Origin of the sequence: Caballeronia sp. TF1N1, assembly GCF_022878925.1 — a bacterium.
Classification (GTDB): domain Bacteria; phylum Pseudomonadota; class Gammaproteobacteria; order Burkholderiales; family Burkholderiaceae; genus Caballeronia.
Window position 1 is genome coordinate 1445463 of sequence record NZ_CP084626.1, and the last position, 16557, is coordinate 1462019.

At 63.9% G+C, this 16557-nt stretch carries 12 protein-coding genes; 7 read left to right on the forward strand and 5 right to left on the reverse strand.

What is annotated here, in order from left to right; genetic code table 11:
* Positions 1 to 43: 43 nt before the first annotated feature.
* The 3 genes from pncA to LDZ28_RS06705 all read right to left on the reverse strand — a co-directional run bounded on the left by pncA (position 44) and on the right by LDZ28_RS06705 (position 4578).
* Entirely contained in the window at positions 44 to 670 is a 627-nt protein-coding gene (gene pncA, locus LDZ28_RS06695) for a bifunctional nicotinamidase/pyrazinamidase (protein WP_244828030.1), read from the reverse strand.
* A gap of 11 nt (positions 671 to 681) precedes the next feature.
* The gene (locus LDZ28_RS06700; protein ID WP_244827909.1) at positions 682 to 2766 is read right to left on the reverse strand and encodes a 3-hydroxyacyl-CoA dehydrogenase NAD-binding domain-containing protein; all 2085 of its coding nucleotides are present in this window, start codon (positions 2764 to 2766) and stop codon (positions 682 to 684) included.
* 153 nt (positions 2767 to 2919) lie between these two features.
* Positions 2920 to 4578: a 3-(methylthio)propionyl-CoA ligase gene (locus LDZ28_RS06705; RefSeq protein ID WP_244827910.1), complete on the reverse strand. Its 1659-nt coding sequence runs from the start codon at positions 4576 to 4578 to the stop codon at positions 2920 to 2922.
* A gap of 150 nt (positions 4579 to 4728) precedes the next feature.
* Here LDZ28_RS06705 and LDZ28_RS06710 point away from each other — a divergent pair, with 150 nt between their 5' ends.
* The 5 genes from LDZ28_RS06710 (at position 4729) to LDZ28_RS06730 (ending at position 8736) form a co-directional block, all read left to right on the forward strand.
* On the forward strand, positions 4729 to 6339 hold the full coding sequence (locus LDZ28_RS06710) for a YdiU family protein (protein WP_370652112.1): 1611 nt from the start codon (positions 4729 to 4731) through the stop codon (positions 6337 to 6339).
* Positions 6340 to 6401: 62 nt separating this feature from the next.
* On the forward strand, positions 6402 to 6833 hold the full coding sequence (msrB, locus tag LDZ28_RS06715) for a peptide-methionine (R)-S-oxide reductase MsrB (RefSeq protein WP_244827911.1): 432 nt from the start codon (positions 6402 to 6404) through the stop codon (positions 6831 to 6833).
* Between the two features lie 134 nt (positions 6834 to 6967).
* Positions 6968 to 7504: a septation protein A gene (locus LDZ28_RS06720; RefSeq protein WP_244827912.1), complete on the forward strand. Its 537-nt coding sequence runs from the start codon at positions 6968 to 6970 to the stop codon at positions 7502 to 7504.
* Positions 7501 to 7815, forward strand: coding sequence for a BolA family transcriptional regulator (locus tag LDZ28_RS06725; RefSeq protein ID WP_244827913.1), 315 nt, complete (start codon positions 7501 to 7503; stop codon positions 7813 to 7815). The genes LDZ28_RS06720 and LDZ28_RS06725 overlap by 4 nt, the downstream gene beginning before the upstream one ends.
* A gap of 138 nt (positions 7816 to 7953) precedes the next feature.
* Entirely contained in the window at positions 7954 to 8736 is a 783-nt protein-coding gene (locus tag LDZ28_RS06730; protein ID WP_244827914.1) for a peptidylprolyl isomerase, read from the forward strand.
* A 141-nt stretch (positions 8737 to 8877) separates the two neighbouring features.
* On the opposite strand, the gene purL is transcribed toward LDZ28_RS06730, so the two are convergent.
* Positions 8878 to 12915 (reverse strand): phosphoribosylformylglycinamidine synthase, encoded by a 4038-nt coding sequence (purL, locus tag LDZ28_RS06735; protein ID WP_244827915.1) that lies wholly within the window; start codon positions 12913 to 12915, stop codon positions 8878 to 8880.
* 287 nt (positions 12916 to 13202) lie between these two features.
* Positions 13203 to 13343 carry a hypothetical protein gene (locus tag LDZ28_RS06740; protein WP_244827916.1) on the reverse strand — a complete coding sequence of 47 codons (141 nt, stop codon included), beginning with the start codon at positions 13341 to 13343 and terminating at the stop codon, positions 13203 to 13205.
* On the opposite strand from LDZ28_RS06740, the gene LDZ28_RS06745 reads away from it, so the two are divergent.
* Together LDZ28_RS06745 and LDZ28_RS06750 are read left to right on the forward strand one after the other, a co-directional pair.
* A complete protein-coding gene (locus tag LDZ28_RS06745; RefSeq protein ID WP_244827917.1) occupies positions 13342 to 14631 on the forward strand; it encodes an FAD-dependent oxidoreductase in 1290 nt (429 codons plus the stop codon). The genes LDZ28_RS06740 and LDZ28_RS06745 overlap by 2 nt on opposite strands.
* A gap of 228 nt (positions 14632 to 14859) precedes the next feature.
* Positions 14860 to 16428, forward strand: coding sequence for an NAD(P)H-hydrate dehydratase (locus tag LDZ28_RS06750; protein ID WP_244827918.1), 1569 nt, complete (start codon positions 14860 to 14862; stop codon positions 16426 to 16428).
* Positions 16429 to 16557: the final 129 nt, after the last annotated feature.

The window sequence follows — 16557 nt, forward strand, 5'->3', positions numbered from 1 at the left end:
GAAGGCAGAAGCGTAGCAAAGATTCGCCGGTAGCTTTGGAGGCTCACGCGAGCAAATAATCGGAGCGTATGCATTCGATGCCCGCGTCGCGCATTTCGCGCCACGCTCGATCCAGCGAGCCGTCGAGATCGATCGCGCGGCACGCGTCTTCTATCACGCTCACTTCGAAGCCCGCGCGACGCGCATCCAACGCGGACCACGCAACGCAATAATCCGTCGCCAGTCCCGCGACCCATACGCGCTTCGCACCGACGTCGCGCAGATAGCCTGCAAGACCCGTGGGTGTCACGCGATCCGCCTCGAGAAACGCGGAGTAGCTGTCGACATGTTCGTGATGCCCCTTGCGGATCACGAGCCGCGCGTGCGGTAGTTGCAGGCCGCGATGTAGCGCCGCGCCCTCGGTGTCCTGCACGCAGTGCACCGGCCACAGCACCTGTTCGCCGTAAGGCATTGTCATCATGTCGAAGGGCGCCCGTCCTTCGTGATTCGCCGCGAACGAGACATGCGAGCGCGGATGCCAGTCCTGCGTCAGGACGACATGCGAGAACGCGCGCGCCAGGCGGTTGATGACGGGCACCACCTCATCGCCTTCCTTCACGGCGAGCGCGCCGCCGGGCATGAAATCGTACTGCACGTCCACGACGAGTAAAACGTCTTCTACGGGTTTCATCATGCTCATCTTCAAGGGTTGAACCGGCCGTTGACCGCCGCGAGTTGCGTCACGCGGGCGGCGGGCTGCCATGCGTCGCCGTTGGGCTGTTGCGCGTAGCGGCGCATGGCGCGTTCCACGGCGGCAAGTCCGATGGTGTCGGCGTAGAACATCGGGCCGCCGCGCCAGAGCGGGAAACCGTAACCCGTCAAATACACCATGTCGATATCCGAGGCCTTGGAAGCGATGCCCTCTTCGAGAATACGCGCGCCTTCGTTGACGAGCGCGAGCATGAGGCGCTCGACGATTTCATCGTCCGCGATACGCCGTCTTTCGATGCCTGCTTCCTTCGAATACGCGACGATCATGTCGTCGACCGCTTGTGATGGCAGCGCGTCGCGCTTGCCTGGCTCATAGTCATACCATCCCGCGCCGGTCTTTTGTCCGAAGCGGCCCGCTTCGCACAGCCGGTCCGCGATTTTCGAATAGCGCAACTCCGGCTGCTCGACATAACGGCGCTTGCGAATGGCCCAGCCGATGTCGTTGCCCGCAAGATCGCTCATGCGAAACGGCCCCATGGCGAAGCCGAAATGTTCGATTGCGCGATCGATCTGCGCGGGCAGCGCGCCTTCCTCCAGCATGAAAAGCGCCTGCCGCAAGTACTGTTCGACCATGCGATTGCCGATGAAGCCATCGCATACGCCCGAGACCACGGCCGTCTTCCTGATCTTCCGCGCCAGTTGCATGACGGAGGCGAGCACGTCCTTGTCCGTTTTCGCGCCGCGCACCACTTCGAGCAGCTTCATGACGTTGGCGGGACTGAAGAAGTGCGTGCCGATGACATCGCCCGGACGTTTCGTGAACGCGGCGATTTTGTCGAGATCGAGCGTCGATGTGTTCGATGCGAGAATCGCGCCGGGCTTCGCGACTTCATCGAGGCGGCGGAAGACTTGTTCCTTCACGCCCAGGTCTTCGAATACCGCTTCGATGATCAAGTCCGCGTGCGCGAGGTCCGCATAATCGAGCGTCGGTTGAATTAGGGCCATGCGTTCATCGACCTCGTCTTGCGTGAGCTTGCCCTTCTTCACTTGCGCTTCGTAATTGCAGCGCACGTTCGCCAAACCCCGGTCGAGTGCGTCCTGTTTCGTTTCGAGCAACACGACGGAAAATCGCGCGTTGATGAAGTTCATGGCGATGCCGCCACCCATCGTGCCCGCGCCGATCACGCCAATGCGCTCGATCTTTCTGACGGGCGTGTTCGACGGCACATCCGCGATCTTGGACGCCGCGCGTTCGGCGAAGAACGCGTGCCGCAGCGCGCGGCTTTCCGGTGTCTGCACGAGCGCGAGAAAACATTCGCGCTCGAAGGCGAGCCCGCGTTCGAAGCCTTCTTTCAGGCCTTTTTCGATGGCATCGATGCACTTGTGCGGTGCCGGAAAATGCTTCGCCGTCGCGATGGCGTTCGCGCGCGCGGCCTGGACGATTCGATCGGCATCCGTGTGTTCGATGGGGCGTTCGCGCACTTGCGGGTGCATGCCGTCACGCTTGGCGACGTGCTGAGCGAAACGCACGGCGCCATCGAGCAAGTCGCCTTCGATCATTTGGTCGAAGAGCGCGGTATTCGCGAGTCGTTCGGATGATACCGGCGTTCCCGACACGATCATGCCGAGTGCCCTTTCGAGGCCAACCACGCGCGGCAGCCGTTGCGTGCCGCCCGCGCCGGGCAGGAGGCCGAGCTTCACTTCGGGCAGCGCGATCTGCGCGCCGGGCGACGCCACGCGGAAATGCGCGCCGAGCGCGAGTTCGAGGCCGCCGCCCATCGCCACGGCGTGAATCGCCGCGATCACCGGTTTCGCGCTGCCCTCGATTGCTTCGATGACCGTCTTGAGCGTCGGTTCTTGCGTCGCCTTCGGCGTATTGAATTCGGTGATGTCCGCGCCGCCCGAAAACGCCTTGCCGGCGCCGATCACGACGATGGCGCGCACGTTGTCTTCGTCACGCGCGCGCTCGATGCCTTCCACGATGCCAAGCCGTGTCGCGTGCCCGAGGCCGTTCACCGGCGGGTTGTCGAGTGTGATGACGGCGACGCCGTCGTGGATCGTGAAGTGCACAGCCATGAAGATGTCTCCCGTTCGCGCGTCTTTGGCGAGGTTATTGTGAGTGATCGACGCAGAATACACAAAGGAGAACGATCGTTCAAATGCGCGTCGTCCGGCGAATGAAAACGCCCCGGATCGACCGGGGCGCTAGGTCAGCCGGAAGCGCTGGTATCAAGATGTCTTCTCACCCTTCTCCGGCAGCACATGCTCCCGATACAACGCGCGCAGCCGCACCTTCTGCAGCTTGCCCGTCGCCGTATGCGGCAACTCGTCGGCGAACACGACATCGTCCGGAATCCACCACTTCGCGACCTTGCCCTCGAAATGCGCGAGCAAATCCTCACGCGTGATGGTCGCGCCCGGACGCAGCACGGCGACGATCATCGGCCGCTCCGTCCACTTCGGATGCGAGCACGCAATGCACGCCGCCTCCGCCACCTGCGGATGCGACACCGCGATGTTCTCCAGATCGATCGAACTGATCCACTCGCCGCCCGACTTGATCACGTCCTTGCTGCGATCGGTGATGTTCATGAAGCCATCGGCGTCGATGGTCGCGACATCGCCCGTTGGAAACCAGCCGTCGATGAGCGGCGACTCGTCGCGCCGGAAATAGCGGTCGATGACCCACGGTCCGCGCACGTGCAGATCGCCGAACGACTGGCCGTCCCAAGGCAGTTCGTGGCCGTCGTCGCCGACCACTTTCATATCGACGCCAAAGAGCGCGCGCCCCTGCTTTTCGAGCGAGATGCGCTGTTCCTCGGCCGAACGCTGCTTCTGCCGGAAACTCAGCCGCGCGAGCGTGCCGAGCGGCGACATCTCCGTCATGCCCCACGCATGAATCACCTGCACGCCGTAGTCTTCCTCGAAGGTCTTCAGCATGGCGGGCGGACACGCCGAGCCGCCGATCACCGTGCGCTTCAAGGTCGAAAAGCGCAAATCGTTCTGCTTCATGTAGGCGAGGAGCGCCAGCCATACGGTCGGCACGCCCGCCGAATAGGTGACGCCTTCCGCTTCCATCAACTCATAGAGCGACTTGCCGTCGAGGTCCTTGCCGGGAAACACCAGCTTCGCGCCGACGAGCGGCCCCGCATGCGGAATGCCCCACGCGTTGACGTGGAACATCGGCACGACGGGCAGGATGGAATCGCTCGATGAAGCGCCCATCGCATCGGGCAAGGCCGCGCCATAAGCATGCAGCACCGTCGAGCGATGCGAGTACAGCGCGCCCTTCGGATTGCCCGTCGTTCCCGACGTATAGCAAAGAAACGATGCCTGACGTTCATCGAGCATCGGCCATTCGTAGACGCCATCCTGTTCGCCGACGAGACTTTCGTAGCTCATCACCGGCACGCTCAGGTTCGAAAGATGCTGCTCGATGCAGGCGGCATCGCCGAGTGCGATCCAGCCTTTCACGTTCGGACACTGCGGCGCGATCATCTCGACGAGCGGCGCGAAGGTCATGTCGAACAAGACGTACGAATCGTCGGCATGATCGATGATGAACGCGACCTGATCCGGAAAGAGACGCGGATTGATGGTGTGGCACACGGCGCCCATGCCCGCCACGCCGTAATAGCACTCCAGATGCCGGTAGCCGTTCCAGGCGAGCGTGCCGATGCGCTCGCCCTGCTGCACGTCGAGCGCGATCAAGGCCTGCGCGAGTTGCTTCGCGCGCTTCTCGCAATCGCGGTAGGTGTAGCGATGGATATCGCCTTCGATACGCCGCGACACGATTTCCGTATCGCCGAAGTGGCGCGAGGCATGGGACAACAGGGACGACGCGAGCAACGGTATTTCCATCATCTGGCCGTAAAGCGGCGACGTCATGGGTGATTTCCTCGGTGAGTCGGTTGGCGAGTCTGGGCTCGAGTCATTGGGTCGGTCATTCGCTTTGCGCCGCCCGATGCCCGGCCGGGCGCGGCCCTGCAGGCCCGCGGGCGCGGATTTACAATATCGTTTAACCAAAAGGCGCTCAATATGTCGTTTTCCCCAAGCAATGCCGTGCGTGCAGCGTCCGGCGAGAAGGCTTCCGGCGCTGATTCCATGGACGCCATCGCCGCCGCGATCAAGGTTGGCCAGCCAGGCTCGTTCGCGGCGCTCGGGGCCGCGTTTCTGACGCGCCTTCCCGCCACGCCGGTGCCCGATCCTTATCTCGTCGCGATCTCGCGCGAAACGGCGGACATGCTCGGCATCGATCCGGATGTCGCGGAAGGCAGCGAGCAAAAGCGCTTTGCCGAATACTTCGCCGGCAATCCCACGCGCGAATGGCCCGCCGGCGACCTGCCTTACGCAGCGGTCTATTCGGGGCATCAGTTCGGCGTGTGGGCAGGTCAATTGGGCGATGGCCGCGCACTTACACTCGGCGAGATCGAGCCAGACGCCGATCGGGACCATGACGGCACACGCTTCGAACTTCAGCTGAAGGGCGCGGGCCGCACACCGTATTCCCGCATGGGCGATGGCCGCGCCGTGTTGCGTTCGTCGATCCGCGAATTCCTGTGCTCCGAAGCCATGCACCATCTGGGCATTCCCACGACGCGCGCGCTCGCCATCGTCGGCTCCGATATGCCGGTGCGGCGCGAGAGCATGGAAACAGCGGCGATCGTCACGCGCGTCGCGCCGAGCTTCGTGCGCTTCGGGCATTTCGAACACTTCTATTCGAACGACCGCGTCGACGATCTCAAAGCGCTTGCCGATCACGTGATCGAGCGCTTCTATCCGCATTGCCGCGATGCCGACGATCCCTACCTCGCGCTCCTCGACGAAGCCGTGCGCAGCACCGCCGATCTGATGGCGGAGTGGCAAGCCGTCGGCTTCTGTCACGGCGTGATGAACACCGACAACATGTCCATTCTCGGTCTCACGATCGACTACGGCCCGTTCGGTTTCATGGATGGCTTCAACGCGCATCACATTTGCAACCACACGGACACGCAAGGGCGCTATTCGTACAGCCGTCAGCCGCAGGTCGGCTATTGGAACCTGTTTTGTCTAGCGCAGGCGCTGGTTCCGCTCGTCGGCGCGAACCTGCCGGAAGAAGGCCGTGCGCAACGCGTGGTCGAGGAAGCGCAGAAGGTTCTCGAACGCTACAAGGCGCGCTTCGGCCCTGTGTTCGAAGCGAAGATGCGCGCCAAGCTCGGCCTCGAAATCGCGCGCGAAGGCGATGACAAACTCGCCAACGGTCTCCTCGAAATCATGCACGCGAACCGCGCGGACTTCACGCTCACGTTCCGGAACTTGTCGAAGCTCGCGAAATCCGATACCTCGAACGATTCGCCCGTGCGCGACCTCTTTCTCGACCGCGCCGCTTTCGACGCGTGGGCGGTGCAGTATCGGGAACGTCTCGCGCACGAAACGCGCGACGATATGGATCGCAGAGCCGCGATGAATCGCGTGAATCCGAAGTACGTGCTGCGTAATCACCTGGCCGAACAGGCGATTCGCCAGGCGAGCGAAAAGGACTACACCGAAGTGGCGCGGCTTCTCGACGTGCTGCGCCGTCCCTACGACGAACAACCCGAATACGAAGCCTACGCCGGCCTGCCGCCCGACTGGGCGAGCGATCTGGAAGTGAGTTGTTCTTCTTAGGATCGCCCCAAAATAGCTGGCCTGATCCGTTTTTCCGACTTTCGGCCGATAAAAGGAATGATATGAGCAGAGACGACACCACCGACAACACTGGCGCCACGGCGTATCCGCTGCAAAAGGACGATGCGGCGTATCGCAGCGAACTCAACGACATGCAGTATCAGGTCACGCGCCACGCGGCGACCGAGCGCCCGTTCTCCGGCGAATACTGGGACCACTTCGAGCGCGGCGTGTATGACTGCGTGTGTTGCGGCACGCCGCTTTTCGAATCCGCGACCAAGTTCGACGCGGGCTGCGGCTGGCCCAGCTACTTTAAGCCGATCAACGGCGAAGTGATCGAAGAGAAGACCGACCGCTCGCACGGCATGCTGCGCATCGAAGTGCAGTGCAAGAACTGCGGCGCGCACCTCGGCCACGTCTTCGAAGACGGCCCGGCGCCCACCGGTTTGCGGTATTGCATCAACTCGGCTGCGCTACAATTCGAATCCAAGTAAGCGCGGGCGGGTTGTGGCGGGCTAATCAATAAGCCCGTGCATAATTTTCTGCCGCATGGAACGCCCGCTTCTCGAGAGCGGGCGTTCGTTTCGCGCGCCGCAGCCTGCTCGCTGCCCACCTCATCGCCACGCCAATGAAATTTCTGTTCGATCTGTTTCCGATCATCCTGTTTTTTGTCGCATTCAAGATCTGGGGCATATATACGGCAACTGCCGTGGCCATCGCGGCGACGCTCGTGCAGATTGCGTGGGTGGCCTTCCGCCATCGCAAGGTCGATCCAATGCTGTGGGTGAGTCTCGGCGTGGTCGTGGTGTTCGGCGGCGCGACGCTCGTGCTGCACAACGATACCTTCATCAAATGGAAGCCCACCGCGCTTTACTGGCTCTTCGCCGTGGCGCTGATCGTCGCGCAACTCGGCTTCAAAAAGAACCTCATCGAAGCGATGATGGGCAAGCAGATCGTACTGCCGCATCGTGTGTGGGGACAATTGAACGTGGCGTGGGCGGTGTTTTTCGCGCTGCTCGGTATCGTCAATCTCGTGGTGGCGTTTCACTTCACCACGGACCAATGGGTCAACTTCAAGCTCTTCGGCGCGACGGGATGTCTCGTGGCGTTTATCGTCGCGCAAAGTTTCTGGCTCGCCAAATACATGAAGGAGGATGGTCAATGAACGCTTCCTTCGATTTTCCGAACGCGAGCGCGGCCGACAAGATCGCGCATCTCGAAGCGCGCCTCGAAGCGGCGCTCGAACCGCAAACCGTGCATATCGAAGACGACAGCGCGGCGCATGCCGGGCATGCCGGCGCGGCTTCGGGCAGTCATTACACGGTCACGGTCATCGCCGAATGCTTCGCGGGCCGCGCGCGAGTGGCGCGGCATCGACTGGTGTATGATGCGCTGGCCGCGGAAATGCAGCATGGCGTGCACGCACTGGCCATCCGGGCTTATACGCCGCAAGAGTTCGCAGAACAATTCGAATAGACTCCGCGCGGGCTTTGGCGCCTGATTGCCGCGCTTTTGCCTCGCCTCTCCTGCGTGTCGATTCACTCAGCTTCTTCCAGATCAACCTCTCAATCAAGCGCCTTTCGAGGTCGCTCGTTGCTCAGTTAGGAACCTCCGATGACTTTGAAAAAAACCCGCGTCTGGGTCTTGCTGGCTGCGTTCGCCGCGGCTCCCGCGTTTGCGCAGAACATCGCCGTCGTCAATGGCACGCCGATTCCCACGTCGCGCGCCGATGCGCTCGTGAAGCAACTCGTCCAGCAGGGTCAGCAGGATTCGCCGCAATTGCAACAGGCGGTGCGCGAGGAACTCATCAACCGCGAAATCCTGATGCAGGAAGCATCGCGCGAAGGCCTGCCCATGCGTCCCGACGTGAAGGCGCAGATCGCGGTCGCGCAACAGACGGTCGTGCTGCGCGCGATGATCGAAGACTTCGTCAAGAAGAACACGCCGACCGACGCCGAGATCCAGGCGCGCTACGAGCAACTCGTGAAGCAGACGGGCGGCGGCAAGGAACTGCATCTGCATCACATCCTGGTAGAAAGCGAAGCGCAGGCGAAGGACTTGATCGCGAAGATCAAGGGCGGCGCGAGCTTCGAGGATCTGGCGAAGCAATACTCGAAGGACCCGGGATCGGGCAAGAACGGCGGCGATCTGGACTGGTCCGCGCCGCAAGCCTACGTGCCGGAATTCGGCGCCGCCGCCGAGAAGCTCAAGAAGGGTGAAGTAACGCCGCAGCCGGTGAAGACGCAATTCGGCTGGCACATCATCCGTCTGGACGATACCCGCGACGTCGCCCCGCCGCCGCTGGAACAAGTGAAAGCGCAGATCGCGCAGCAGATTCAGCAGGAGAAGCTGCAGGCGTTCGAGGAAGGGTTGCGGAAGAAGGCAGTGGTGAAATAAGCACGCTGATCGCCCTTCGTCGCTGTCGGACAAAGCCGCCTTCGGGCGGCTTTGTCGTTTTCGGTGCGTGTCTGCAATCGGCAAAAAAACACCCCGAAAAACCACTTCGGGGTGCTCTCATCCCACCGATACAACCGAACCTCACCCCATGAACCGCCGCGCGTTCTGAAACACGCGCAGCCACGGACTGCCGTCAGTGGTCCAGTCATCCGGTGTCCAGCTCATTTGCACATTGCGATGCACGCGCTCCATATGCGGCATCAAAACGGTGAAGCGGCCGTCGGGCGTCGTGACCGACGTGATGCCTTGCGGCGAGCCGTTCGGGTTGAACGGATACTGCTCCGTCGCGCGGCCGTGATGATCGACGAAACGCATGGCGACGAGTGCCTTCGCGGCATCGCCCTGTTGCGAGAAATCGGCGAAACCTTCACCGTGCGCGACCGCAACCGGAATGCGCGAGCCTTCCATGCCGCTAAAGAAGATCGACGGCGAACTCTCCACTTCCACGAGCGAGAAGCGCGCTTCGAACTGCTCGGACTTGTTGCGCGTGAACTTGGGCCACGCCTCGGCGCCGGGGATGATCGACGCCAGGTTCGACATCATCTGGCAGCCGTTGCAGATGCCGAGCGCGAAGGTATCGGCGCGGCTAAAGAAGGCGGCGAACATATCGGAAAGACGCGGGTTGAAGCGAATGGTCTTGGCCCAGCCTTCGCCCGCACCCAGCACGTCGCCATACGAGAAGCCGCCGCACGCCACCGCGCCCGCGAAGTCGGCGAGTGTCGCGCGGCCTTCGAGCAGATCGCTCATATGTACGTCATGTGCATCGAAGCCCGCGCGGTCGAATGCATACGCGGTTTCGAGATGCGAGTTCACGCCCTGCTCGCGCAAGATCGCCACGCGCGGACGCGTGTTCGTCGCGATGAACGGCGCGGCGACGTCTTCCGCCGGATCGAAGGTCAACACGGGCGACAAGCCGGGATCGCCGGCATCGAGCAATGCGTCGTATTCGGCGTCGGCACAAGCGGGGTTGTCGCGCAGACGCGCGATGCGCCAGCTCACCTCGCTCCATGCGCGCTGCAACTCGGTACGCGGCGCATCGAAAATCTTCTTCGCGTCGCGATAGATCTCGACCGTGTCGCGCTCGTTCGGCTTGCCGATGACATGCGCGCACGCCGACAAACCATGCCCGCGCAACGCGCCGAGCACGGCATCGCGATCCGCCGCGCGCACTTGCACCACCGCGCCGAGTTCTTCCGTGAACAGCGCGCGGATCGTGCGGTCGTCGCGCCGGCCGCTCGTCTGCTTGGTCCAGTCTTTCGCGTCGCCGTAATCGGATTCGTGGTCGGCATCGAGTGTCAGCATGTCGACGTTGAGCGACACGCCCACGTGCCCCGCGAACGCCATCTCGCAGACCGTCGCCCACAGGCCGCCGTCCGAGCGGTCGTGATAGGCAAGCAGCTTGCCGTCGGCGTTGAGCGCCTGAATGGACGCGAAGAAGCGCTTGAGGTCTTCGGGATCGTCGACGTCGGGCACGGCATCGCCCACTTGCTGCGTCACTTGCGCGAGGATGCTGCCGCCCATGCGATTGCGCCCGCGCCCCAGATCGATGGCGATCAGCACCGTATCGGACTCCGCGACGAGTTGCGGCGTGAGTTGACGGCGCACGTCCTCGACCGGCGCGAACGCCGAGATGATGAGCGACACCGGCGACACCACTTCCCGTGAGCCGCCGCGTGCGTCCTGCCACTTGGTGCGCATCGACAGCGAATCCTTGCCGACCGGAATGCTGATGCCGAGCGCCGGGCACAGTTCCATGCCGATGGCCTTCACCGTGTCGTAGAGCGCCGCGTCTTCGCCCGCGCTGCCGCACGCGGCCATCCAGTTGGCGGAGAGCTTGAGCTTGCTCAACGATTCGATCGGCGCGGCAGCGATATTCGTCACTGCTTCGCCCACTGCCATGCGGCCGGATGCGGGTGCGTCGATGACGGCGAGTGGCGTGCGCTCGGCCATCGTCATGGCTTCGCCGCGATAGCCCGCGTAGTCCATGGTCGTGATGGCGCAATCGGCCACCGGCACTTGCCACGGGCCCACGAACTGGTCGCGCGCCGTCGTGCCGCCCACCGAACGGTCGCCGATGGTGATGAGAAACGACTTGCTCGCGACGGTCGGGTGCTTGAGCACATCGACGGCGACTTCCGAAAGCTGCAGGCCGGTGACATCGACCGGCGTGAAGCTCGGATGTTCGCGCGCAACGTCGCGATGCATTTTCGGCGGCTTGCCGAGCAGCACATCCATCGGCATGTCGACGGGTTCCTGACCTTCGTTTTCATCGTCGATGAGTTCGAGGTCGCGCTCGTCCGTCGCCACGCCAACCACTGCCACCGGGCAGCGTTCACGCTCGCACATTGCCTCGAAGGCCGGCAGATCGGCGGGCGCGATGGCCAGCACATAGCGCTCTTGCGCTTCGTTCGACCAAATTTCGCGCGGCGACAGTCCGCTTTCCTCGAGCTGTACCTTGCGCAGTTCGAAGCGCGCGCCCTTTCCCGCGCCATCGACGAGTTCGGGGAACGCATTCGAAATGCCGCCCGCGCCGACGTCGTGAATCGACAGAATGGGGTTGTGCTCGCCCAGTTGCCAGCACGAGTTGATGACTTCCTGCGCGCGGCGTTGAATTTCAGGATTGCCGCGCTGCACGGAATCGAAGTCCAGCTCGGCGGTGTTCGCGCCCGTGGCCATCGAACTCGCCGCGCCGCCGCCCATGCCGATGCGCATGCCCGGTCCGCCGATCTGGATCAGCAGCGTGCCCGCCGGCAGATCGTTCTTGTGCGTGTGCTGGTCCGAGATATTGCCGATGCCGCCCGCGATCATGATCGGCTTGTGATAGCCGCGCACGCGGCCCGCGACGTTCTGCTCGAAGGTGCGGAAATAGCCGCCCAGGTTCGGACGGCCGAATTCGTTGTTGAATGCCGCCGCGCCGATGGGCCCGTCGATCATGATCTGCAACGGCGACGCAATGCGATCCGGCCGGCCATACGCCTCATGCGTTTCCGACGGATTGCGCGAGACGAGCGGCGTGGCGGCATCGCGGGCGTTTTCCCACTTTTGACGCGCATCGGGCAAATCGAGGTTCGATACCGTGAAGCCCGCGAGACCGGCTTTCGGACGCGCGCCGCGACCGGTCGCGCCTTCGTCGCGGATTTCGCCGCCCGAGCCCGTTGCCGCGCCCGCGAACGGCGAGATCGCGGTCGGGTGGTTATGCGTTTCGACCTTCATCAGCGTGTGCGTCAACTCGACCTTGCGCTGATACTGCTCGCTCTCGCCGCGCGGAAACCAGCGCTCCGCGACGCCGCCCGCCATGATCGCCGAGTTGTCCGAGTACGCGACGATCGTGCCTTCGTGATTCAGCTTCTCGGTGTTGCGGATCATGGCGAAGAGCGACAGATCCTGCTTCTCGCCGTCGATGGTCCATTCGCCGTTGAAAATCTTGTGGCGGCAATGTTCGCTGTTGGCCTGCGCGAACATCATCAGTTCGACGTCGGTCGGATTGCGGTTGAGGTTTTTGAAGGCATCGACGAGATAGACGATCTCGTCTTCCGCGAGCGCGAGGCCCAGTTCCGCGTTGGCCGCTTCGAGCGCCGAACGCCCGGCGCCGATGATATCGACCGTCTGCAAAGGCTTGGCGGGCAGTTCGTCGAAGAGATGCAGCGCCTGATCGCGCGAGGCCGCGACGCTTTCGGTCATGCGGTCGTGCAACGCGTCGGCAACGGCGGCGCGCGCTTCGTCCGACAGGGTTTTCCTGCCGCCGAGCAGACCGCTCTTCAGGACGACCGTGTATTCGACGCCGCGCTCGATACGCCGCACTTGCGTGAGGCCGCAATGATGCGCGATGTCGGTTGCCTTGCTCGCCCACGGCGACACCGTGCCGAAGCGCGGCACGACCAGAAACGTTTCGGCGTGGCCGCGTTCCTTGCCTTCTTCGAGCGGCGCACCGTAGTGCATCAGCGCGTGGATGCGGTTGCTGTCCTCATCGGAAAGCGGTTCGGCCGAATTCACGAAGTGCAGAAACTGGCCGCGCACGCCGACGATGTTCGCGTCGATGCGCGCGAGCGTCTCGAGGAGGCGGGTCTGACGGAAATCGGAGAGGGCCGAAGCGCCGGGGAAACACGAGAAGTGGGCCATTGTGACGGTGCGTCGATGACGTCTGTGTGCCGCTGGGTGCCGCGCTCGAAACGCCGGAAACGGCCACGAGCGTGGATGAGCGACGTGAGGCGAAAGGAAGACCGCGATTATACCCCGGATGCGTCTCAAATTCGGCCGGCCCGACCGGCGCCATTGCCCGTCGCGCGTGCGCATCCCGCCGCGGACGTGACGCATGGCTTATCCTGAAATCGATCCTGCAGTGTACGCAGTGCAGAAACGTTCGCGACGGACATGCTGCGATCTGGCACCTATGGTCCCGGCGCGGCTCATTTGGCGCTATCATGGCGCGCTTTCTTCGGGTGTGGCGAGTCTGCCGCGCCCGCCGTCTCATCGTCGACATGCGCGGCGCGCCCGAGCTTGCGGCGCGGTGTGCGGCGCAAGTTCGCGCCTTCGGGCAAAAAAGTCATGGATGTCATCGTTATCGGCGGAGGAATCGCCGGCATCGCCACCGCTTACCAGTTGCATGCGGCCGGGCATCGCGTCTGCGTGGTCGAGCGCTACGCGACGGTCGCCCAAGGCGCCACTTATGGCCAGGGCGGCGCGCTTTTGCCCTCTCCGCTCGATGTCTGGTTCGGACCGACCTTCATGTCGTCGAACCGCGCGAAGCAAAACGGCATGGTCGTGAAGACCGGCTTTCATAGCGCCGTGCGCGATTTTTTGAAACAACTCGCCATGCTGCGCGAGCCGGACGCGTTCGCGGCGCAATATGCGTTGCTGGAACCGCTCGTCGCGTTGTCGCGCCGTACCGTCGCGGAAATCGAGAGCGCACTGCAACTCGAATTCGAACAGCGGCGCGGCATGCTGCACGTGTTTCGTCACGCGCGCGAGCTGGAGGAAGCGCAACCGGCCATCGATCTGTTGCGGCAGTTCAAGGTGCCGCATCGCGTGCTGACGCCTGAGGAATGCGTCGCGGCGGAGCATTCGGTGCCCGAATATCCCGAATTCGCGGGCGGCGTTTTGCTGCCCGAGGAGCGCACGGCCAATTGCCCGCTCTTCACCAAGCAACTGAAGCAGGTGCTCGAAGACGGCGGCGTGCAGTTTCGCATGAATCGCACGGTGACGGCGCTGCGTCTGGACGATAAGCGCGCGGCCGTCGAACTCGCCGATCCGGACGCAAGCCGCAACAAGCGCAACGAAAATGTCGAGTTGATCACGGCGGACGCCGTCGTGGTCGCGGCGGGAGCCGAGACGCCCGCGCTCGTCAGGAAGTCCACGCCGTGGCTCTATCCGCTGCGCATGCATACGCTCACCGCGCCGATTGCGTACGAAGAGCGCGCGCCGCATCTGACGGTCGTCGATTCGATGAAGCGCATCACGATGACACGTGTGAACCAGCGTCTGCGCGTGGCGGGCGCGGGCGTGTTCCAGAGCGCGTCCAAGGCCGACAAGCCGCTCGATGCGAGCCTCGCCCGTCGTGCCCTCGACGTGCTCGGTCAGGGCACGCACGACTGGATTCCGGGCGCGGGACGCGTCTCGGCCGCGCGTCCGTGGGAAGGCCTGCGGCTCTTTTCCGCCGATGGCCTGCCGGCAGTCGGCGCGACACGGCATCCGCGTGTGTTCGTGAACGCGGCGCATGGTCCGGCGGGCTGGGGGCTCGCGTGCGGGTCGGCGAAGGTGGTGGCGGACCTCCTGTCCGATGTGACGTCCGAGGTTCCGGAACAGACGCTTGCGGCGTTGAGTATCGAGCGGTTTTGAAGAGCGCGCGTCCGTGCTCTCGCGTGCTGCGGTGCTCGTGGCTGCGTCGGCCTGGCATTCGGTTTGTGCGAGCCGCGCGCGTCGGCTTGGCATTCGGTTTGTGCAAGCCGCGCGCGTCTTTGAGCGACTCACGAACCTTGCAATCCTGGTCGAGCCGAATCGCCACCTGCTTCAGGCACGAACGGTGCGAATCGGCGCAATGTTCGCTGCACGCCTATCATCGTCGACATGACCGATCCCCGACCGCCCTACTTCACGCCCCGCGACGATGCCCTCGCGCTCCTGACGCTCACGGAGCTGCGTTCGCTCGAAGCGCGCGCCGCCGCCGCGCTGCCGCCTCACACGCTGATGGCCCGCGCAGGCGCCGCCGCCGCACAGCTTCTGCTCGATACGCGCGACTTTCATACGAAGAAGCCCGTCTGGATCGTCGCCGGCCCCGGCAACAACGGCGGCGATGCGCTCGTGATGGCCGAGCGGCTTCACCGCGCGGGCGTGACGGTGCGCGTTTGCATGCCGGTCGAGGTCAAGCCCGACGACGCCCGCTGGGCGCTCGAAGCGGCGCGTGCCGCAGGCGTGACGATAGACACCGAAGTCCCCGCATCGTTCGATGAATTCGGCTGGCTGATCGACGGCATGTTCGGCATCGGCCTGACACGGGTGCTGGACGGCGTGTTCGCCGACATCGCGACACGTCTGTCGCAAAGCGCGCGCGATGCCGACAGCCGCGACCACGGCCGCGTGCTCGCGCTCGATGTCCCGAGCGGTCTCGACAGCGACACCGGCGCACCCGTCGCGGGTGGCGCAAGCGTGCGCGCAAACGAGACGATCACGTTCATCGGCGCGAAGCCGGGCCACTTCACGGCGGAAGGCCGCGATCTGTGCGGCACGCTGCATGTCGCCACGCTCGACATCGAGCCGCCCGCCGCACCTTCCATCGTGCTCAACGTGCCGGCCCTTTTCGCGGCCCACATGCCGCCGCGCGACAACGCGACCAACAAAGGCACGTTCGGCACGCTTGCCGTGATCGGCGGCGATACCGGCATGTGCGGCGCGCCCATCCTCGCCGCGCGCATGGCGCTCTACGGCGGCGCGGGCAAGGTCAACGTGGCGTTTCTAGGCGAAGGTGCGCCGTCCTACGATCCGCCGCATCCCGAACTGATGCTGCATCACGTCGACGACTTCGCGCTCGAAAAGATGGACGCGCTTTCGATCGGCTGCGGCATGGGTAAGAGCGACCGCGCGAGAAAAGTGCTCGCCGATGTCCTGAAGCTCGACGTCGCCAAGCTGCTCGACGCCGATGCGCTCAATCTCGTCTCGAAGGACGACGCCCTCGCCGCAGAAGTCGCGGGACGCGGCGCCAAGGGCAATCCGTGCGTGCTCACGCCGCATCCGCTAGAAGCCGCGCGGCTCTTGCAAAGCGATGCAAAGGCGGTGCAGGCCGACCGCATCGCGGCCGCGCGTCGGTTGGCAACGCGTTATTCGGCGGTCATCGTGCTGAAAGGCTCGGGCACGGTCATCGCGTCGCCGGATGGCCGCGTCGCCATCAATCCGACCGGAAACGCAGGACTCGCCACCGGCGGCACCGGCGACGTGCTCGGCGGATTGATCGGAGCATTGCTCGCCCAAAAGTTGCCTGCGTATGAGGCGGCGCTGGCAGGCGTGTACTTTCACGGGCAGGCCGCCGAGCATCTGGCGAGCGAAGGCACCGGGCCTGCGGGACTGACGGCGGGCGAACTTGCGCCTGCCGTGCGCAGTCTCATCAATCGGCGCTTCTATCAACGACAGCAGCGCGCCTGATTCGCGCGAGGCTTGCACGGCGCCGCGATGACGCCTTGCAAGCATTCGTTCATGCATCGTCGCTATACTGCCTCTTGCTTCTTACATTCGAGCATCCGCGGCACCGCTGGTCGCGTTCACGAACTGACT